Raw genomic sequence first — 21,037 nt, 5'->3', positions numbered from 1 at the left:
TTTTTATTTATTCATGGAAATATTCTTCTTTCGCGCTAAAATTCCTTTTTTACCCAAAAAATTTGTACCTATTACACCAATAATAATCATAATTGTACCGATGATATGATAGTAGGCAATTTGCTCGTGTAAGAATACAACGCCTGCGATAATGGTAATAAGTGTAGATAAGTTGCTAAAGACACTTATTTTAGCTGCTTCAATATAAGATAATGAATAGTTTAATAATAAGGCCGTTAGTAAGGATGATAGTAATCCTAAATATAAAATGGAGATAAGAAATGTTCCGTTTGTAAAGGGTTTAAAATATATAGTTATTGTACCTTTATTTAAATGATCGACGATTGCGATGGAATTAAAACTAATAAAACCGAGCGCTGTCATTGTGTAGGTTAAATCCATTAGCTTGAATTTCTTTGTCATTTTTCGAGCTAACACATTATAGCAAGCAGATGATAATGCTGATAACAGGATGAGAATAACACCGATGAAGCTAGTTTTATGAGCAACGATACCATTCATGATAAATATATAAATGACACCGATGACAGAAATGAGTACAGATGTTTTTTGCCATATATTCGTATACTCTTTTAAAAAATAGGAAGCGAGTATCATTGTAAATATAGGGATAGCAGCCTGTATAATTCCAGCTTCAGATGAACTTGTATATACTAAGCCAAATGCTTGGAAAGCAAAGAACAATGCTGGATAAAATATTGCAAGTGGCAAAAGTGCAAGTATGTTTTTGAATGAAATATTCAACTTTACAAAACCAAAAATAACTGGAATACTTGCTGCTATGAAAGCAACTGTAAAACGATGAGCAAGAGTATCAAGAGGGTTCGTAATGGTTAATGCTAGTTTCACAAACATAAATGAAAATCCAATAATAAATGAATAGAGTAACGCTGATATATATGCTTTTGTTGTATTTTTCATAATTTCACCTCATAGTAGTTGATTTCTTACTGGCCAGTATACGTACATAGTAATCTTTCTGATCTAGTGCTACAATGTGAACAAATACAAACTGTACCGGTACAAATTAAATGTTGGGGTGGTAATGATGTATAAATATTTACATGTTTTAAACGACTTAGAAAGTATGATTCAAAATGGAGAGATAAAAGAAGGAAAGAAATTACCGTCAATACGATTACTTGTTACGCAATATGAATGTAATAAGGCTACAATTATACGTGCGCTTCATGAACTAGAAAAGCGTCATATTATTTATTCTGTACATCAAAGTGGATACTACGTTGTTAAGAAATCTGAGAGTTACATAGAAAATAACGAGATGATTGATTTTGCTTCCTCAGCACCTGATCCAGATGTTTTTCCGTACTTAGATTTTCAACATTGTATTAATAAGGCAATTGATACATATAAAAATGATTTGTTTGTATACGGAACACCGAAAGGCTTACCGTCTTTAATTCCAGTTATTCAAAAACAGCTGGCAAACTATCAAGTCTTCACAAAAGAAGAAAATATCTTTATAACGTCAGGTGTGCAGCAAGCACTTGCAATATTAACTTCTATACCATTCCCGAATGCACATAGCACAATTCTAATTGAACAGCCAAGTTACCATTTATATATTGAATATATAGAAACAAATAACGTCCCTGTAATCGGAATAAAGCGTACGCATAAAGGGATAGATTTAGATGAACTAGAGAGGGTATTCCGAACAGAAAAAATTAAATTCTTTTATACAATACCAAGATTTCATCATCCGCTTGGAACTTCTTATTCTAAAAAAGAGAAAGAGAAGATTATTCAACTTGCGAAGAAATATAATGTGTTTATAGTGGAAGATGACTACTTAGCGGATTTAGAAACTGATTCAAAAGTAGATCCGTTTTACAGCCAAGATAATTGTAATCATGTTATATATTTAAAAAGTTATTCGAAGATTATCTTCCCAGGCTTACGAGTCGGTGTTGCAGTCATTCCGCAATCTATTGGAGAGGCATTTTATAAATATAAAAAAATATTAGATATAGATAGTCCTATGATTTCACAAGCTGCTTTAGAAATTTACATAAAGAGCGGGATGTTTGAACGGCATAAACATAAAATTAAAGCATCTTACTACAATAGGTCAAAAAAACTTGCGGAAGTAGTAGAAGGTGTTCAAAATGAAAATCCACATTTGTTTACTTATAGAGCAGTAGATCCAATTGGAATACACACGTGTTTACAGCTGAAAAGAAACATAGTTACCGACACATTTATTGAAAATGTAAGCAAGAGTCAAATAAGCATAGATTCTATTGATAAAAATTATTTAAGTAACTTTCATAAAGAAAGATTGTTAAAGTTAAATGCATCAAATGTAAAAGAAACCAATATTGAAGAAGGTATTTGTAAGATAATTGAGGAAATAAAACGAATGAACCGTGTGGATTTTCAGTTCAAAAAAGAATAATGTTTTTTAGGAGGCTTATTATGAAAAGAAAAATAATAGCCTTGTTTGTATGTATTGCTGTAGTAATTGGAGTGATTACATTTACTATATAATAAAGAAAGTGATAAATGTATAGCGATTGCTATTCACTCAAAGTCAGTTGTTGTTGGCCGAAACGACAATCCTATATCATTTGTGAAGATTTACGCAGGCTCAATTAAAAATAAGGAAGTCGCTATATCAAATATGCAAGGCGAATTTCAATTTTATAATGGAGTTTGCGGTGTAATTACGCTAAAATTTATTACTCCAGATGGAGAAATCTATACGAAAAAATATGATAGTAAGAGTGTACTCAAAATAATAAAACTTGATAATGAAAATTAAGGAGAATGATATGAAACCATTACAAGGTAAAGTAGCAGTTGTAGCCGGGGCAACAAGAGGTGCGGGTAGAGGTATTGCGATGATGCTCGGCGAAGCAGGCGCAACTGTCTATGTAACAGGAAGAAGTACAAAAGGTAATCTATCCTCTATGGGAAGAACTGAAACGATTGAAGAAACGGCAGAACTTGTAACAAAACAGGGTGGGACAGGAATTGCTGTCCGTGTTGACCATACGGTTGAAGAGGATGTGAAAGCGCTATTTGCAAAAATTCAAGACGAGCAAAATGGACAGCTTGATATTTTAGTTAATGATGTTTGGGGCGGTGACCCTTTAACAGAATGGGGCAAAATGTTTTGGGAACATGATTTACATAACGGATTATTGATGCAGCAAAGGGCAGTCCATTCTCATATGTTGACGAGTTATTACGGCGTGCCATTAATGGTGAAAAATAAAAAAGGACTCGTTATTGAAATTACAGATGGCGTCGATTATCAATACCGTGGTAATTTGTACTATAGTTTAGCCAAAGTCTCCACAATTCATTTAGCAGAAGCGATGGCGAAAGATTTAGGGAAGGATAATATTACAGCAGTTGCAGTTAGCCCAGGATTTCTTCGTTCCGAAGCGATGTTAGATATATTTGGTGTAACAGAGGAGAACTGGCAAGAAGGAGCAAAAACGGATCCTCATTTTATCGCATCAGAAACTCCTTTCTTCATTGGAAGAGCTATTGCAGCTTTAGCAAGTGATCCAAATGTTCATGAAAAAACAGGCCGTGCGCTTAGTTCATGGGAATTGGGAAGAGAATACGGATTTACAGATGTAGATGGAAGAAGACCAGATTGGGGAAAATACTTCGAAGAGAATGTTTTAAATCAAAATTAATATTTTTTTAGAGCACTCATTTGTAGGAGTGCTCTTTTTAAAATTTAATTATTATAGATTTTCTGTTAAAACAATGGTAAATAATTCCTGTTTGATGATATCCTATAAAGTATAGTTTATTTATTTTATATGGGGGTAAAGTATATGGCAGTTCTTTTAGTGGAAAATTTATATCAAATGTCTATAGTTTTACTGCTCTTATGCTCATTTTGTTTTTATAGATATTTAAAGAAGATGAAAAGAGAAAGAAAGCTTACAGGTTTTGAACTTACGATGTATATCGTAACACAACTTGCGTATTTCATTTGGGCATTCACTTCTTTTATTAAATTATTGTCTAAATCATAATTTGTATTAAAATTATCTATTTTAAGTGGTTCCTGTTACCTTCTAGGAAAATATATATAGTCTGTGTCTAAATCAATTACAATATCACTTAAAAAACCTTTTAAATAAACCTTTGAAATACGTTGGTAATTATTTTTAACGCAAAATAAAGTAACAATTTCGTTATAAGATAGATCATCTTGTTTTATGCTTTGATACTTTTTCTTCAAATCAGCAATAGAACAGTTACTTCCAATAATATATTCATTTATTTCAAATCCTTCAAATTCAACAATCACTTTATCACTGTTGGTTGCTAGCCAACTCTATAGCTTTAATTTTGGATGAGACATCCATATTAGTTATTATATATAGTTCAAAAGTTAGTTTGAATACATTTCCATAAAAAGAGAGGATAACAATGAAACAATATAAGTTAGTGTTAGAAGGACCCAAACAACTTAAATGGGAAACGGATGAAGTCAGGTTATTACAGGACGATGAAATAATAGTTAAAACAATAGCTGGTGCAATTAGCCTTTTAAAAGTGTACGTTTCATATGAATAATGAAAAACTAACCAAATATTTGTCACATACCTTACATATGTTTCGTCTCAATTATGATATTCAAAATGAGGAGGAACACATATGAAGATTTTTGTAGCAGGTGCAACAGGTGTAATAGGACGTAATTTATTACCGATGTTAATAAATGAAGGGCATACGGTATATGCAATGATTCGGAGTGATTCACAAAAAGAGTCATTGAAAAATCTGGGGGTATTACCGGTAATAGCTGATGTATTTAATCGTAAAGAAGTATTCTCTGTTTTAAAAGAAACATTGCCAGATGTAGTCATCCATCAATTGACGGCGCTATCAACTTGGAATTTAGAGGACAATGCAAGGATTAGAATTGAAGGTACTCGTAATCTTGTCGATGCTGCTAAAAATGTAGGTGTAAAGAAAATAATTGCCCAAAGTATTTCGTGGGCGTATGAATCGGGGGATAAACTTGCGACAGAAACAGACCCGCTAGATTTTTACGCTCCTATGCCTCGTCAAGTTACGATAAATGGTATTGCTAAATTAGAAGAAACAGTTTCTGAATTACCTGAAGCAGTTATACTTAGATACGGTACGCTATATGGACCAGGAACATGGTATGCGGAAAACGGAGTGTTTGCGAATCAAGTTCGTAATAACGAAATTATTGCAACAGATGGTATGAGCTCTTTTATACATGTGGAAGATGCCGCTAGAGCAGCTGTGTTAGCTCTTGATTGGCCTTCCGGAATCGTAAATATTGTAGATGACTCTCCTGTAACTAGTAAAGAATGGTTACCGATATATGCAGCTGCAATAGAGGCACCTGAATCTAAAGTTCAAGTTTGGAAAAATAGTTGGGAAAGAGGAGCTTCAAATAATAAAGCCCGTAAAGAATATGGATGGAAGCCTTTATTTCCATCATGGTCCGAATGGTTTAAAAACTTGAAAAGTATGTAAAATATAATAAAAATGATCCTTTAATGGGAATGCTAGTAACATTCACTATTAAAGGATTGGGCTATTATGAATATTCTTTTGGAAAGCATTATTTTAATCCTCACTGGAATTATTGTTTTAAAAATGACAGGTAGTAAATCTGTTAGCCAAATGACGAGAGCTGAAATAATTATAGTTGTATCAATTGGACGTATTATTGTAGAACCAGTATTGAGTAGGAAAGTGATTCCATCTATTTTTGCAGCTATAACATTTTCGAGCATACTATTTATTATTCATTTCTTAGAATTGAAATCACGGAAGGTAGAACAATTTCTAAATGGAAGTAGTATTGTAATTGTTGAAAACGGAGAGATTGTAAAAGGGAATTTGATGCGGGCAAAAATGTCAGAACAACAATTATATATGCAGTTAAGAGAAAAAGGGATTCATGATTTAAAGAGTTTACAGAAAGTTACAGCGGAACCGAACGGGCGTATTGGGTATCAACTTAATGCATTAGCGCAACCAGTTACTTTGGAAATGCTAGAAAAAATATTAGATCAGCACATTATGAAAAAGTGATTTGTCATGAGAAAAGCCAATACTACATTACAAGTATTGGTTTTTCTCATGTTTATAAATGACTTGATTTTAAAAAAATACAAATGGTTTTCATGAGAATGTATCGAAAAATTAGGAGGAGAAAGGTTTTGTACTATGACAATTCCAAGAAGTAATACAACAAAAAAATAATCCTTTTATTAATCAAGTGAAAATATTTATAAATAAACATTTTCAGGAATTGCTATATTTTGTGGTGGAATTAGTTTTGTTCTTATAATAATAACGTTAATGGATTGTTCTTTAATCAACGTCGGAAATAGAACTCGATTAAAGTGACATGACATTAATAGATACCATAGTGACATCTCTGGAAAAACCTGTATTAAAAAAGTTGATAATTTTAAAAAAAGTTTGATAAACCCCTGTATAATAGGATTTTTCTTTTGACCCTTTAACTTCATCTGGAATGTTCAATTAAAGGGCCAGTTTGTAGAGGGTTTTAATAGGTTCTTAGAGTTATTATATAAATAGGGATTTTGAAGTCTTTTGGTGAATATTAAATGTTAATCTAAAAGATGGAGGTTGCTGTGATGTTGAAACTGTTTCAATATAACTGGCAAGTTCGTGATGATTGGTTTACATTGTGCGAAGATATACCGGATGAAGAACTATTAAAAAAACGGGTCGGTGGGTTCGGCAGTATCCTACATACCCTATTTCATATTGTGGATGTGGAATGTATGTGGATCTTAGGTTTACGAGGTGAACCAGTGCCTGAGGAACTATTGTTTGAAGATTATGCTAATTTACAAAAAGTGAAAAATCTTTCAGCTCAATACCACGAGAAAGTGAAGGCATTTGTGACATCTTGGACAAATGAAATGGATTCTCGGAAACTTTCAGAAACTGATTTCAATGAAGAACCGATTAGCTCTAGAGACGCACCAATCAGGCGCCGAGTCATTGAATGTACACATGGAGAGATTATACGTCATGTCATTGCCCATGAAATCCACCATATCGGCCAGTTATCTATATGGGCACGTGAAATAGGAAAGGAGCCTGTTTCCGCAAATCTGAGAGGAAGAGGGCTATTCGATAATTAGACTGCCTTTGCCAATTTCGCAATTGGACGCTTTAATAGCACGAGGATCAAGAAATGATCAAACTTATTTCTACGATTTTTATGCATTAACGTGAGAGTCTTTTGAAGTGTACCTAAAGATGCGTCAGGATATCGAGCTATCGAAACAAAATTCCCCTGAAATTAAAAAGTACGCTATCCTATCTGTAGAATCATAAGAAATGATGGTGTTTTGATGCTGGTGAAAGAACACTAAAGCTTTCGCACGTGAACCTAATATTATTAATTTCTATACCAGCATCTTCTTTTATGAAAATAAGATAACAATTTTATTTAATCTTATTTGTTTTATAGGAATTATAAGCTATGCTGAATGTAGGTGCAAAAATGTACCATTTGAAAAAGAGTGTGAGGCAAAAAGGAACCTATAAAAGGTTCCTTTTTTGTGTTTAAAAAATGAAGACACATTATAAATCTGGAATGAAAAGGGGTTTTATAAACAACCGTATATTAAGTTGTGTTAATATATTGTTACAAATATATTGTTATTCAGTGAATTATCCTAATTTTACGGAAACATTTGATATAATAAACTGCAAAAAATAAATATAATGGAGGCTATTATGAAAAAAATAATTGGTGCAGCAACAGCAACAGTTTTTGGGTTGGGGGCTTTTACAACATCCGTTACCGCAGAAACTATTGTAACAGCTGATGTACTAAACGTACGCGAAAACCCAACTACAGAATCAAAGGTTGTCGGTAATGTATTAGATGGGCATAAGTTAAATGTCATACATACTGAAAAAGGGTGGTCGAAAATTGAGCTAAACGGTAAAGAGGCATTTGTAAGTTCCGAGTTTACAAAAAATATTTATCATGTAACAGCAAACTTGTTAAATGTACGTTCTGAAGCGAACACAGAATCAGAAATTCTTGGCAGACTGAAAAAAGATGATGTAATTGAAACAACGCAGCAAGTGAAAGATGGATGGCTGCAATTTGAGTATAAAGGAAAAACAGCGTATGCAAATGTTTCTTTCTTATCAAGTACAGCAACAGTTGAAAAGAAAGGTGAAGAGAAAACGCAAGAAGTAGTAAAAGCGAAAAAAGCAATGCAAGTGAAAGAAGTAGCAAAAGCACAGGAAGTAGCAAAAGCGCAGGAAATAGCAAAGGCAAAAGACGTATCTAAAAATTACACACAGTCTGCTAAACGTGAATTAACGGTTATAGCAACAGCGTATACTGCTGATCCAAGTGAAAATGGTACATATGGTGGACGCGTATTAAGTGCGATGGGGCATGATTTAACGGAAAATCCGAATATGGGAATTATCGCATTTGATCCGAAAGTAATTCCATTAGGATCAAAAGTATGGGTAGAAAATTATGGTGAAGCGATCGCTGCTGATACCGGTAGCGCAATTAAAGGTAATCGTATTGATGTTTTAGTAGGTTCAAAAAACAAAGCTATTAATTGGGGAAGACAAACTGTTAAAGTAAAAGTTCTATGATAATTATGGTTACACAAATAGAAGTCAGTTCTCTTTATTGAGACTGGCTTTTATTTTTTGAGTTAGTGCAACTCATTGCCGACCTAGGCATTTCAAAATCTGCACCTAAATATTAATATATTGGTTCAAAACCTAATTAACATTTAAACGATTTAAAATAAAAATTCGAAATTATTAACGCTGATAAACTGTCAAATAAACAAAGACCCTGTAAAAAATACAGGGCCGGATACAGGGTTAAGGGAACACATAGTTTCTTAGCAACATAATAGCATATGTTTTTTGGGGAATTACATATGAAATTTGACAACTTTAAGAACAAGATAGAAGGTTTTTAAGAGAACAAATATAGTACTGGAATTCGATTAGATTAAAAAAGAAAAGACACCTTTTTGGTGTCTTTTCTTTTTTAGTATACAGCTCACACGTTGCTGAATTAGATATGAAACCATAATTCGATTATGAAATAAACAACACAAGAAATTCTAACATAATTTGGACTATAAAGAATATGTAATACTGCATTCTATAAGTTTTTATTTACTTTATTGGATATAGCAGCAATGTAAGTAAAAAGGGCATGCAGTTATATCTGCCGCCCTTTTTAGGAGGAATTTATTCTGGATAAAAACTACGAATAACCAGAAAATGTGCTTATGATCTGTAAAATCCAAATATTAAAGAAGCTAAGGAGGAATTCAAGACACCAATAGGACACGTATTGGTAAATAGGTTCAAAAATAGTATATGTGAAAAGGAAAAGTCTTATACAAAAAGTAGATAGAACCTTACCCTTTCTGCTTTTTCAAAAATCAATTTCCTTCCTGTTTAAAATCAGTACAGCACGCTATTTCTATATGGTTTGAAATGAAATCAGAAAAAGTATACATGAAAATGGCAGGCAACAATTTTTGTTGCCTGCCGGTACCAGTGGATCGAATGAGTTAGTCAATTACAATAAATTGCTTTCCCATTACCAGAAGAGTGAAGCCGCTAGTTCAAACGGCTTAGGCATAGTTTGCCTAATAAATAAAAAATTATGAGTAAAAATTCTGTTTGCTCTATATGAAAAGATAAATAGATATTCATCAGACAAGGATAAAACAGCATATCTTGAATAGGGTGTAGGAACTAAATAAGGAAAAGGGTATTCATGAAGGAAGGGACTGAATCAGGAGTGGGGTTTTCAGACAGGATTTGGAGAGCGGTAGTTGCTTGTATATAGCCATTAAAGTCTACTGAAGAATAATAAATTTCTTTTGGTATACTTTCTTTAGACTGGAAATGTGCTTTTGAGTACTTTACATAGTGGCATTTAATAATTTTTGATTCAGGAACAAAAGTATTTTTGTGTAACAGTAGAAGATGGTATGAACTTAATAGAGTCTTGATAATGATGATTTTAATATACTATTAAACCTGCTTAATGAGTTCATGGTTAATATTTTATAGTTTTAAAAATTTAGCGCATAAATTGTAAGGTTTGTTGTATAAATATAAATTATTATACAGATGTTTATATCTATGATTTGGGAATGTTTTGATATTAAAAGGTGGAAAAATAAGTTTTATTATAACTTGACAAGTTCAAATATAGTGGATATGCTTTAACATGAAACAAGCAAAAAATTTTAAATATTTATAACCTGTTAGGTGAGGCTCCTATACAAACACAGGCTATTGCCCAAAAATATCGAAAGATGCCAATGGGTAGAACAGGAATTGTCGGATTAAGGCTCTTCTTAAGATAGCTAAGTGATGAATGATTCATCCTTTACGTTGTATAGTGCCAAAACTCAACTAGGGGGAATGAGCTTTATTTAGCTATGTCTTTTTTAAAATCAGCCTCCTTTAGTTGAATCACTAGGGGAGGTTTTTTATATGCAAAATTTTATTTGTAATAAATCTCTTATAAAAGGGGGGGAAACTAATGATTGATGATATTGATCCCATATGTATTAAGAAATTTGTTTTCCCAAAAGTGGGAAAATGAAAACAAGTACCACTGTCCTTAAGGAGGAATTACGATGAAACAATGTTTACAACAATTATTAACGACAAAAGACATACACTTAGTGCGAGAGCTTATAAAAACTCAATCCTATGATATTGCAATGGAAATGAAAGATTTTCATTATAAAGATCAGATATCTTTAATGAAATGTTTTCCTACTGAAAAAGGTGCGAAAATTCTTAGTTACCTTACTCCAGAGGAGCAATATAATATTTGCACCAACTTGTCTGTGGATAAAGGGGAAGAGCTATTAGCTAGGCAATCTATTGATGACCTTGTTGATGTAATTCTTTCAATTCATCCACTTCAGGCTGAAAAGTTGATACAACTTTTGTCTGAAGAATCTCAACAAAGAATTAGAAGTCTGCTGGTTTTTCAATCTGGAACAGCTGGCAGTCTGATGACAATTGACTATATTGCTGCCAGAGAAAATTGGAAAGTGAAAGATACGCTGTCGCATATTAGAAAAATTGGGGCAGGGGTAGAATCAATTTCGTATATTTATGTTCTTGATACGCGTGGTCAGCTTAATGGAATTGTTTCTATTCGTGAATTATTGCTAGCTTCAGATGATAAGACTTTATCATCAATAATGGCATCAGATGTTATTTCAGTTTCAGTGGACCTAGACCAACAGGAAGCTGTACAAAAGCTAATGGATTATGATTTATCCGCTATACCTGTAACAACGATGGATAATCGGATGATAGGTATCATAACCTTTGATGATGCAATGGATGTTTTCGAAGAAGAAGCAACTGAAGATATTCAAAAATTAGGAGGGAGCACCCCATTAGATAAGCCATATTTCGAAACCTCTATTTGGCAAATATACCGTAAACGTATAGGTTGGTTATTACTTCTGTTTGTAGCAGAAGCATATACTGGTTCTGTACTTCGACATTATGAAGAAACCTTGACTCATGTAGTTGCACTGGCTTTCTTTATTCCATTGTTAATTGGAACTGGTGGAAATACAGGTACACAGGTCGTAACTACATTGGTTCGTGCTGTAGCTCTAAATGAAGTGAAATTTAAAGATATATTTCGTGTTATGAAAAAAGAAGCATTAGTAGGTATTTTACTCGGGCTTACATTAGCCGTGGCGGCATTAATTCGTGCGTACACTTTAGGCGTAGGTACAGAAGTCGCACAAGTTGTAGCTATTACTGGATTATTCATTGTTATTTGGTCGTCTATTGTTTCATCTGTATTACCCTTGATTCTAAATAAGTTAAAGCTGGATCCAGCTGTTATCTCAGGTCCGTTCATTACGACATTAGTCGATGGGACTGGGTTAATTCTGTACTTTACCATTGCAAAAATGTTACTAGGTTTATAAAAAATTTATATTAAGTTTTTATACCTAAGTTCGTTCCCGCAAAGTTTGTAGACAAATTTGTTGGAAGTATGGGGAAAGAGAGAATAGAAATGAAAAAAAGTATTAAAGTTAATAGATTATCCGTTGGTGTTTTCGCTTATCATTACAATTCAAAAGGAAGGTTTTTTACCTAAGCCTCATACTGATTTTACTATGTCAATTGTATCTGAGAAGCTTGGTATTATAGGGGTACTGATCATATTAACTGGTTTATTAACTATAGTACTTCGCTCTTTTAAAATTGCTCAAGAGTGTAAAAATCAATTTGGAAGGTGTCACGGGAATTTTTCCCCCTTCCGTTTATAAAAATGAGCCCATAGTAAAAATAACCTAAAAATAGGCATATGAACAAGCTGCATCATCTAGTGATAGGTCATATTTTGTTGGTGTACGTATTGAACTTAGTTTATAGCGCTATTTCTACTTAGATTTAGCGAACGGAAATATAGGAAAACATCGATGGGGTTTTAGTTTATAAACGGGGGGCATGAAAATGAGTAATTTTCAACAAGAACTACAATTGTTAAGCCTTAATGATTATCAGTCTGGAAATGTTGTGTATTGGGACCAGCAAAACCAATATCCATATTACTATATTGAAGATGATGCTCGTCGCTGTGGCGGTTGTGGTCGTTGTGGCGGTGGTCGTTGTGGTGGATTTCGTTGTGGTGGATTCCGTTGTTTTGGTTGCTTCGGTTGCTTTAGTTGTTTTGGTTGTGGTGGTTGTGGCGGTTGTGGTGGCGGTGGTTGCTCTAATTGTTTTGATGGTTTTGCCGGTACTACTGATACTATTGTAACATATGAATATTGATAAGAGACAAAAGGAATCCGTTTTGAAAAAAGATTGATCAAAATGGATTCCTACTTTTTTAATAATTATACGAATTTTGTAAAATGTTTAATCAAAACTCACTTAGAATTTTTAATTTGAAGGAATAAAGCATCGTTTCTTTTTTATAAATATCGTAACTTTATTTCAAAGCTACAACGACCACTTAATAAATTTCGGGGAATTCCGCACAAAACAGAAGAAAAGTTAAACCGAAAGGGAATACATTCTATCGGAGATTTAGCCATTTACTCTCTTAAACACTTAAAACAAAGCTTCGGTAAGAACGGAGAGGAATTGCACTTACATAGCAACGGAATTGACTTCAGCCATAATTCGGAGAAATATATTCCTGCTACAACTTCTGTCGGGAAAAGCCAAATTCTAATGCGTGACTATACAAAAGAAGGGCATGCAAAGTTTGGTGATGATGGGAAGGTTGTATCAAGAGGAAAGCTTGCGCATGCATTACTAAGGAACGAATCATGGTTACGTTTATTCTGTCCAGATGATTGGCAAGTAGAAACAGAAATACGCTTCAGGAAGAATGGAGAGAAAAAGAAAATTATTCCGTATGTGAAATGTCGAGATGAAGAAGGCGTGCTCCATGCAATTAAAGTAAATCGCTCACAGAAAATGAAAATGAATGAAGAGAAATTAAAAAAGTACGAAGAGTTCACATGAATTTATAAACAGAAATATAACGGGAAAATGCCGATTATTCATTTTTTTACGATTACAAAATACAGAGAAAAGAAATTGGAAGAGTTAGCAGCTAAGTATGATGTTTTTGTGAAGGTGTATGTATTAGAGGGAATATAAAAAAGTGCTAACAAGTTTGCAAACGAACTTCAAAAATAATAAATGAAGAATCTACACTACTATACTAGCGACAGACCACATTATATTCAAAAGTTTTGCTGCTAATAAGAGGAAACTTATAAATAAAAATTACTTTTTACGGTGAGAATAATACTATTTAAGTGCAATAGCACTTCTAAATTTAATTGAAAATTCAGGGTGATTTTAAAAATGTAGTTTTAAAATTATATTTTGAAAAAACAGGGGGATTTTATTTAATGGATAGGAGGTTAAGTTGTTGCGATCTAATAAAAAAAAATCTTTTTATAATCAGGAAGTACTAAGCAAAAATTATAAAATGCTAAGTGAAATTGCAAAAAGTGATGTTGAGTCGACGTTAGCTTTTTTTAAAACAACGTCTCGTGGACTTTCTCAGGAGGAAGCTACTAAGCGGCTTGAAGTATATGGGGAAAATAAAGTAGTTTATCAAAAAAGAATAAAATGGTATATAACATTATTTAATTCTTTTAGAAGTCCGTTTATTTCTCTTCTAATAATATTAGGCATGTTATCTTTTCTTACTAATGATATAAAGGGTACTATTATTGTAGGGATTATGGTGGCTGTAAGTGCGTTAATTCGGTTCATACAAGAAATTCGTTCTCAGAAGTCTATAGAAAAATTACAAAATCTTGTATATGAAAAGGTAACCGTTCTCAGGGCGGGGAATGTTTTACATAAAGAAAATAAGAGGGCGGTATTAGAAGAAAGTGAAAAGGTACAAGTTGCTCTTGAGAATCTTGTACCAGGGGATATTATAGAATTATCTGCTGGGAATATTGTACCTGCAGATGTACGAATTATCTCATCGGAAAATTTACTTGTAAATCAATCATCACTAACAGGGGAAGCATTACCTATTGAAAAATCAAATCAATATTTCCTTATGTACAAAAAACGTAAAATTAGAAAAATCCAAAATTTAATTGAATTAGAAAATCTCTGTTTTATGGGAACCCATATTATAAGTGGTACCGCAAAAGCAATAGTTGTAGGTACTGGAACAGATACTTACTTTGGTTCAATAGCAAAGAATCAGTTCAAACTGAACAAGAAATCTGATTCTAGATTCGATAAAGGGGTAAGCAAAGTTAGCTGGCTATTAATTAAATTTATGATCATCATGACACCTATTGTCATGATGATACATGGGGTTATAAATGGGAATTGGTATGAGGCATTTTTATTTGCTATAGCTGTAGCGATTGGACTTACTCCAGAGATGCTTCCAATGATTGTAACCGCTAATTTAGCTAAAGGTTCTATTAATATGAGTAAAAAGAAGGTACTTGTAAAACAACTATCTTCTATCCATAATCTCGGAGCTATGGATATTCTCTGTACCGATAAAACAGGAACGTTGACAGAAGATAAAATGGACCTGGTACGCCATACAGATACAAATGGGGAGAAGTCGGATGAGGTTTTGAAATTAGCGTATTTAAATGGTTACTTTCATACAGCATATAAAAATGAAATTGATCTATCGGTTATGCGTTATGTAAGAGATAGTAGTAAATATGATATATCTCAATACACAAAAATAGATGAATACCCATTTGATTTTGATCGAAGACGAGTTTCAGTTGTTGTAGAAAAAAATGCTAACGAACGAATAATGATATGTAAAGGTGCTGTTAGAGAAGTTGAATCAATTTGTAGTTATATAAAAGAAAATAATAAGATTATTCCTATTACAGATGAAATCCAACGTAAAAATAAACACTTAATTGAACTCTGGCAGGAAAAAGGGATGCGAGTTATTGCAGTTGCATATAAGCAGTTAAAGAGTGATAAAGTGGGGAGTTACTCAATTGATGATGAATCAGATATGATACTTGTTGGATATGTAGGCTTTTTAAATCCACCCAAACAATCGGCTATCGCTGCACTTCATACTCTACAAAAGAAAGGAGTACAAGTGAAAATTTTAACTGGTGATAATGAGTCCGTGACAAGAAATATATGTAGGAAAATGGGCTTGTATATAGGAGAACCAGTACTGGGTTATGAAATTGATAGTCTTCCTGATAAAGTATTAGTAAAACTTGCAAGTAAAACAAGTGTGTTCGCAAAATTAAATCCTAGTCAAAAATTCCGTATTATTAAGGCACTTCAAATGAATGGTCATACAGTTGGGTTTATGGGGGATGGAATTAACGATGTGTTTGCTTTAAAACAGTCTGACGTTGGTGTATCTATCCATACAGCAGATGATATTGTTAAAGAGTGTTCAGATATTATACTTATAGAAAAGAATTTACATGTTTTAGAAGATGCTATAGTGGAAGGTCGGACAACGTTTGGAAATATACTGAAGTATATTAAGATGACAGCAAGTTCAAATTTTGGAAATGTATTAAGTTTATTAATTGCTAGTGCATTTCTTCCTTTTCTTCCAATGCTACCAATTCAAATATTATGTCAAAACTTACTATATAATCTATCCCAGCTTTCAATTCCATGGGATAAAGTAGACAATGAATTTTTAGTAAAACCAAGAAATTGGGATACAAAAGATTTATTTCGCTTTATCATTTTTATTGGGCCGGTAAGTAGTGTTTTTGATATAATCATTTTTATTGTAATGTGGAATATATTTGGTGCAAATATTCCTGAAATGCAATCCTTATTTCAAACGGGTTGGTTCGTAGTAGGGTTATTAACACAATTATTAATTGTACATATGATTCGTACTCAACATATTCCTTTCTTACAAAGTACGGCTGCTGGGCCAGTTTTGGTACTTACAGGCTTAGTTATGATTATAGGGATTTCCCTTCCATTTACCAGTTTAAGTGCTCAAATTGGCTTAACTCCACTTCCGTTTTATTATTTTCTGTGGTTATTGGGAATTTTAACAATGTATGCACTAGTTACTCAGATTATAAAGAGGATATACATCAGGAAGTTTAATCGATGGCTTTAAAACTAAAAAAATTGGTCAAATTAGGACTTTATAATGCCTCAAAACAAAGGAATTGTACATCTTCTTTGTTTTGAGGCATTTGCTTTTCTTAGTATATTGGAGATGAAAAGACTATTTAAAATTGCTTATTGTATCATGTAATTTCTCTAAACCAATCAACATATCTTTTTCATTTAACATTGAATAACTAATTCGCAAGTGATTACATTGAGTTTCATGATTTAATAGACAAGCTGTGCCGGGTAAAAAAGAAACATCTACTTCATTAGCTTTTTGTAGTAATGTAAAGGGATCGATTGAGTCAGGAAGTGTAACCCATAAATTAAATCCGCCATTAGGTATTTCAAACTGTATTTCTTTTAATGGCAATAATATATCAATTGTTATATCACGTCTTATTTGTAAAGCTGTACGTAATTTTTCTAAATGATTTTTCATACGTTCTGCACGTAAAAAGGGAAGGAGTGCTTTTTGTGTTAATAAAGGACTGCCAATATCCATTGAACCCTTTACTGCATAAAGCCATTCAAAAATAGGTCCTTCGGCTACAAGTGCTGCAATGCGAAGTCCTGGTGCTAACGTCTTACTAAATCCTTTTACATATATAACATGACCATTCGTATCAAAGCTTTTCATTGGAGGTGGTACTATAGCATCCTCAAAATATATTTCTCCGAAAGAATCATCTTCAAGTATAAAAAATTGGTATAACTCTGCTAGCCCTACAATCTCCATGCGTCTTTCTTTACTCATCACAGTACCTGTCGGGTTCTGAAAAGTAGGATTCACATACAACAAAACAGGATTCTTTCTTTGACAAATATCATCGATCAAATCAGAGCGAATTCCGTTTTCATCAAGACTGATAGGTATAATTTGAGCTCCTTTATTAACAAACACATCAAGTGCAGCGCTATAACACGGACTTTCTACTAACACTATGTCTCCAGGCTTTAATAATGTTTGGGCGATTAAATTGATTCCTTGCTGGGCTCCGCTTGTAATTAATAATTGAGATGGATCTGTAACTAATTGTTGGTGTTCTTTTAAGTAATTGGCTATTTCACCTCGGAGCTCACTATCGCCTTGAACAGGTCCGTAAGTAGCTAGTATCATCTGGTCTTTATTAAGTAATTTGTGCATTTCATCAGATAGAAATGGATTTGGTAATAAACGTGGATACAAGATCGCTTGTGAAAAATCATAATATTTACGATGTTGATTCATTACATATTGAGAACGCATAACATTGATGGATTTCGTTTGTTGCCATTGATATGGAATTGGTTTGAAATCTTTCTTTACACGTTTATATATATAAGCACCTTTTCCTTGCTCAATCCGTAAATAACCTTTCGTTTCTAACTGTTTATATGCCTTACGAACAGTTAATAAGCTAATTTGCAAATCCACGGCCATAGAGCGTAAAGAAGGGAGGGAATCACCATGTAAAAGCATTCCGTTTTGCACTCTCTCAACAATTTGCATATATATTTGTTGATAATAGGGTATGTTGGATTCTTTACGTAGTACAATCTTCATGACATCACCTATTTTTCTTTTTAATTTTATTAAAGCGAAAAATATGCTAGTAATCAACTATAACTGTGGGCAACTGTTATATGCGCTAATACACTGTTATACACCGTATCCTCTATACTCATTTCAAGAGTAAAAAGGAGGAAGCTTAATGGTCATTTTCAATTACATTTTAGTATGTATCATTTTTGGAACAACATTTTTAACGATAAAGCTCGGAATAGAAGCAGGTGCACCACCTTTGTTTTCGGCAGGAATTCGTTTCTTTTTGGCGGGGATTATTCTTATGGTTATATTTAAGTTAAAACGAAAAGAAATTATGCCGTATTTATTTTCAAAGCGTATTATGTACGCTGGTTTTTGTTTAACATTTATGACATTTGCAACATTGTACTGGGCTGAACAACATATTTCTTCTGGCTTAGCTGCTGTCCTTTCTGCGACGGGACCAATGATGATTTTGTTATGGCAGTCAAGGCGAAATAAAACGAAATTACAAAAAGAACAACTCGTTGCTTTAGTTATAGCACTTGTAGGTGTTTTTTGTATTTCTTTACCTGGACTGCATCAAGAACTAACATTTATATGGAGCATCGCTTGCCTCGTTATATTAGTGGGAGAGTTATTTTACGGAATAGGTTCTATTCATTCAAAAGAAATACTTTCAGATTTATCGGGCGTATCACCATTTCTAATTAACGGTATTCAAATGTTTTATGGTGGGATTTTGTTATTAATTGTATCTATTGCATTTGAACAGCCAAATCTAGCAATCTTAATATCTTGGAATGTACAATGGCCGATTTTATATCTCATATTTGTAGGGTCGATTGGTGGACACGGCTTATACTACTGGCTCTTATCAAAAACAAATCCAGTATTTCCATCAACGTGGTTATATGTATCACCATTAATCGCTGTTATTGTGGGATATATCATTTTAGGAGAGCCTTTAAATCCTGCAATGGGTATTGGAGCTTGTTTAATCTTGATTGGTGTATTTTTAGCGAATCGTACTACACTTGGAGTTTATTTTAAGCAAGGGAAGTTATTGAAGAAGGAAATGTAGTTTTGAAAAATAAGTTTTTATAATAAAAAACACACTAGATAACAAGTGTGATATCTAGTGTGTTTTCGTAATTAATTCACTTTTTTTATAAATCCTTTATAATGACGTTTCACAAGTTGGCTTTCTAACGTCTTCATCGTTTCTAATGCTACACCTACGATGATAAGTAAGCTTGTACCACCGATTTGAGCAGATGGCGGTAATGTAGCGATTTTCGTAAATACAAGTGGCAATATTGAAATTGCTCCTAAGAAAATTGCGCCAATAAATGTTAAGCGATATAAAATTTTTGTTACATATTGTTCTGTAGATTTACCTGGACGAATGCCAGGTACGTATCCATTTTGCTTTTTCAAATTCTCAGCCATTTGTTCAGGGTTCACTTGAATGAATGCATAGAAATATGTGAAAGCAACGATAAGACCTACATAAAGTGTCATTCCAATTGGATGTGCGAAATCGAAGTTCGCAATTATCCATTTAGATACGCTTGAATCAGGGAAGAGCTGCGCTATTGTACGCGGCGTCATTAAAAAGGCAGAAGCAAAGATGACAGGGATAACACCTGCACTATTTACTTTAAGAGGTAAATGAGTATTTTTTGCTCCTTGATATTGATTGTTTCCTGAAACAGCTTTTGCATATTGAATAGGTATTTTTCGAACAGCTTGTTGGATGTAAATAACACCTACAACAATTGCTAAAATAACAAGTCCAATTAAGACAATTTTTATGATATGCATAAATAACTGATCGCCTGCGTTTTGAAATTGTTGTAAATAAATTTGATTTGCAACGTTTGGAATCGCTGCAACAAGACCTGCGAAGATAATCATTGAGATTCCATTACCGACGCCGTTAGCGGTGATTTGTTCACCTAACCAAAGTAAAAATGCAGTACCAGCAGTTAAAACTGTCGCAATAAATAAGTATGTAGTCCAGCTTGGATCTGTTATTAATTGTCCGCCTGCTATATTATTAAAGCCAATAGACATTCCAATGGCTTGTATGAATGCGAGAATGATTGTAAAGTATCGAGTGAATTGAGCTGATTTCTTGCGGCCCATTTCTCCTTGTTTTGCCCATTCTGTAAATTTAGGTACAACGTCCATTTGTAGTAATTGTACAATAATAGAAGCTGTAATATATGGTGTGATACCTACAGCAAAGATTGAGAAGTGTTGCAGTGCTCCTCCGCCAAATACGTTCAGCATGCCTAAAACGTTGGCTTGATCTTGTACTTTTAATACCTCTGCGTTAGTATGAGGAACTGGAATAAACGTGCCAATTCGAAAAACAATTAACATCGCTAGTGTAAAAAGAATTTTGTTTCTTATCTCAGCCACTCTCATAAAGTTTGAAATCGTACGAAACATCATGTCGCCTCCTGTATTTTTATCAGTTCAATAAAACCGATTATTATATCCCGATGAAATAACCACAAACCTCCTTCCGCATTAAATTCATTTGACAAATGGAATTTCATACATTTTGTAGTTTTCACGGATATAAAAATATAAGGTGTTATATAAGCGACCTATAAATTTTTCGTAATCATTCAATACCCATAATATATCGAATAAATTAACAAATGTACATACATACGCATTAAAAATGAATGAATAGGGTGATTTTTTACATTTATTTAATGTTTGATTGATAGAACATGTTCTTAATTGTTATAATTTTCTTAACGAATAAAAGGAGGTGAGTAGATCGGATGAAGTCTTTAAAAGAGAAAC

At 33.2% G+C, this 21,037-nt stretch carries 15 protein-coding genes, 6 pseudogenes and 1 riboswitch; of the genes and pseudogenes, 16 read left to right on the top strand and 5 right to left on the bottom strand.

The genetic code is table 11. From position 1 onward, the window contains the following. Positions 1-3: 3 nt before the first annotated feature. Entirely contained in the window at positions 4-942 is a 939-nt protein-coding gene (locus MR109_RS15640) for a DMT family transporter (RefSeq protein ID WP_071719510.1), read from the bottom strand. A 127-nt stretch (positions 943-1,069) separates the two neighbouring features. Here MR109_RS15640 and MR109_RS15635 point away from each other — a divergent pair, with 127 nt between their 5' ends. The 4 genes and pseudogenes from MR109_RS15635 to MR109_RS15620 all read left to right on the top strand — a co-directional run bounded on the left by MR109_RS15635 (position 1,070) and on the right by MR109_RS15620 (position 4,043). After that, complete coding sequence (locus MR109_RS15635; RefSeq protein ID WP_242272849.1) at positions 1,070-2,440, top strand: aminotransferase-like domain-containing protein; 1,371 nt, start codon at positions 1,070-1,072, stop codon at positions 2,438-2,440. A gap of 20 nt (positions 2,441-2,460) precedes the next feature. Next, positions 2,461-2,806, top strand: a pseudogene (locus tag MR109_RS15630) (carboxypeptidase regulatory-like domain-containing protein). A gap of 10 nt (positions 2,807-2,816) precedes the next feature. Next, positions 2,817-3,695: an SDR family oxidoreductase gene (locus MR109_RS15625; protein ID WP_071719508.1), complete on the top strand. Its 879-nt coding sequence runs from the start codon at positions 2,817-2,819 to the stop codon at positions 3,693-3,695. 144 nt (positions 3,696-3,839) lie between these two features. Further along, the gene (locus MR109_RS15620; protein ID WP_002172077.1) at positions 3,840-4,043 is read left to right on the top strand and encodes a hypothetical protein; all 204 of its coding nucleotides are present in this window, start codon (positions 3,840-3,842) and stop codon (positions 4,041-4,043) included. Positions 4,044-4,078: 35 nt separating this feature from the next. On the opposite strand, the gene MR109_RS15615 is transcribed toward MR109_RS15620, so the two are convergent. Continuing rightward, positions 4,079-4,321 (bottom strand): hypothetical protein, encoded by a 243-nt coding sequence (locus MR109_RS15615; protein WP_242272848.1) that lies wholly within the window; start codon positions 4,319-4,321, stop codon positions 4,079-4,081. 122 nt (positions 4,322-4,443) lie between these two features. On the opposite strand from MR109_RS15615, the pseudogene MR109_RS15610 reads away from it, so the two are divergent. The 5 genes and pseudogenes from MR109_RS15610 to MR109_RS15590 all read left to right on the top strand — a co-directional run. Beyond that, positions 4,444-4,563: pseudogene (locus MR109_RS15610) on the top strand (alcohol dehydrogenase); the annotation flags it as partial. A gap of 108 nt (positions 4,564-4,671) precedes the next feature. Further along, positions 4,672-5,529 (top strand): NAD-dependent epimerase/dehydratase family protein, encoded by an 858-nt coding sequence (locus MR109_RS15605; protein ID WP_242272846.1) that lies wholly within the window; start codon positions 4,672-4,674, stop codon positions 5,527-5,529. 66 nt (positions 5,530-5,595) lie between these two features. Further along, positions 5,596-6,093, top strand: coding sequence for a DUF421 domain-containing protein (locus MR109_RS15600; RefSeq protein ID WP_071719505.1), 498 nt, complete (start codon positions 5,596-5,598; stop codon positions 6,091-6,093). 572 nt (positions 6,094-6,665) lie between these two features. Then, positions 6,666-7,181, top strand: a complete 516-nt coding sequence (locus MR109_RS15595; protein WP_048373860.1) for a DinB family protein — start codon at positions 6,666-6,668, stop codon at positions 7,179-7,181. A 589-nt stretch (positions 7,182-7,770) separates the two neighbouring features. Beyond that, positions 7,771-8,673 (top strand): 3D domain-containing protein, encoded by a 903-nt coding sequence (locus tag MR109_RS15590; protein ID WP_242272843.1) that lies wholly within the window; start codon positions 7,771-7,773, stop codon positions 8,671-8,673. Positions 8,674-9,804: 1,131 nt separating this feature from the next. On the opposite strand, the pseudogene MR109_RS15585 reads toward MR109_RS15590, so the two are convergent. Further along, a pseudogene (locus MR109_RS15585) lies at positions 9,805-10,075 on the bottom strand (hypothetical protein); the annotation flags it as partial. A gap of 236 nt (positions 10,076-10,311) precedes the next feature. Continuing rightward, positions 10,312-10,488, top strand: a riboswitch (M-box (ykoK) riboswitch). A gap of 212 nt (positions 10,489-10,700) precedes the next feature. Here MR109_RS15585 and mgtE point away from each other — a divergent pair. The 6 genes and pseudogenes from mgtE (at position 10,701) to mgtA (ending at position 16,687) form a co-directional block, all read left to right on the top strand. Then, positions 10,701-12,029, top strand: a complete 1,329-nt coding sequence (mgtE, locus tag MR109_RS15580) for a magnesium transporter (protein WP_242272841.1) — start codon at positions 10,701-10,703, stop codon at positions 12,027-12,029. Between the two features lie 144 nt (positions 12,030-12,173). Next, a pseudogene (locus MR109_RS15575) lies at positions 12,174-12,338 on the top strand (FtsW/RodA/SpoVE family cell cycle protein); the annotation flags it as partial. A gap of 223 nt (positions 12,339-12,561) precedes the next feature. After that, positions 12,562-12,879: a heterocycloanthracin/sonorensin family bacteriocin gene (locus MR109_RS15570; protein WP_242272838.1), complete on the top strand. Its 318-nt coding sequence runs from the start codon at positions 12,562-12,564 to the stop codon at positions 12,877-12,879. A gap of 168 nt (positions 12,880-13,047) precedes the next feature. Beyond that, positions 13,048-13,305, top strand: a pseudogene (locus MR109_RS15565) (DNA polymerase thumb domain-containing protein); the annotation flags it as partial. Further along, positions 13,300-13,719: pseudogene (locus MR109_RS15560) on the top strand (replication-relaxation family protein); the annotation flags it as partial. The pseudogenes MR109_RS15565 and MR109_RS15560, both read left to right, overlap by 6 nt. 274 nt (positions 13,720-13,993) lie before the next feature. Next, entirely contained in the window at positions 13,994-16,687 is a 2,694-nt protein-coding gene (gene mgtA / locus MR109_RS15555) for a magnesium-translocating P-type ATPase (RefSeq protein WP_242272836.1), read from the top strand. Positions 16,688-16,798: 111 nt separating this feature from the next. Here mgtA and pdxR read toward each other — a convergent pair whose 3' ends face one another. Beyond that, on the bottom strand, positions 16,799-18,229 hold the full coding sequence (gene pdxR, locus MR109_RS15550) for a MocR-like pyridoxine biosynthesis transcription factor PdxR (protein WP_242272834.1): 1,431 nt from the start codon (positions 18,227-18,229) through the stop codon (positions 16,799-16,801). Positions 18,230-18,377: 148 nt separating this feature from the next. Between pdxR and MR109_RS15545 the strand changes: the two genes are divergently transcribed. Continuing rightward, entirely contained in the window at positions 18,378-19,295 is a 918-nt protein-coding gene (locus tag MR109_RS15545; protein WP_242272832.1) for a DMT family transporter, read from the top strand. 71 nt (positions 19,296-19,366) lie between these two features. On the opposite strand, the gene secY is transcribed toward MR109_RS15545, so the two are convergent. After that, entirely contained in the window at positions 19,367-20,671 is a 1,305-nt protein-coding gene (gene secY / locus MR109_RS15540; protein WP_002172094.1) for a preprotein translocase subunit SecY, read from the bottom strand. Positions 20,672-21,037 lie beyond the last annotated feature (366 nt).

The sequence above is a fragment of the Bacillus cereus group sp. BfR-BA-01310 genome (genome assembly GCF_022664325.1).
Lineage (GTDB): Bacteria > Bacillota > Bacilli > Bacillales > Bacillaceae_G > Bacillus_A > Bacillus_A paramycoides.
The sequence above is the reverse complement of the archived record's forward strand: the minus strand, read 5'-3'. Positions and strand labels throughout refer to the sequence as shown.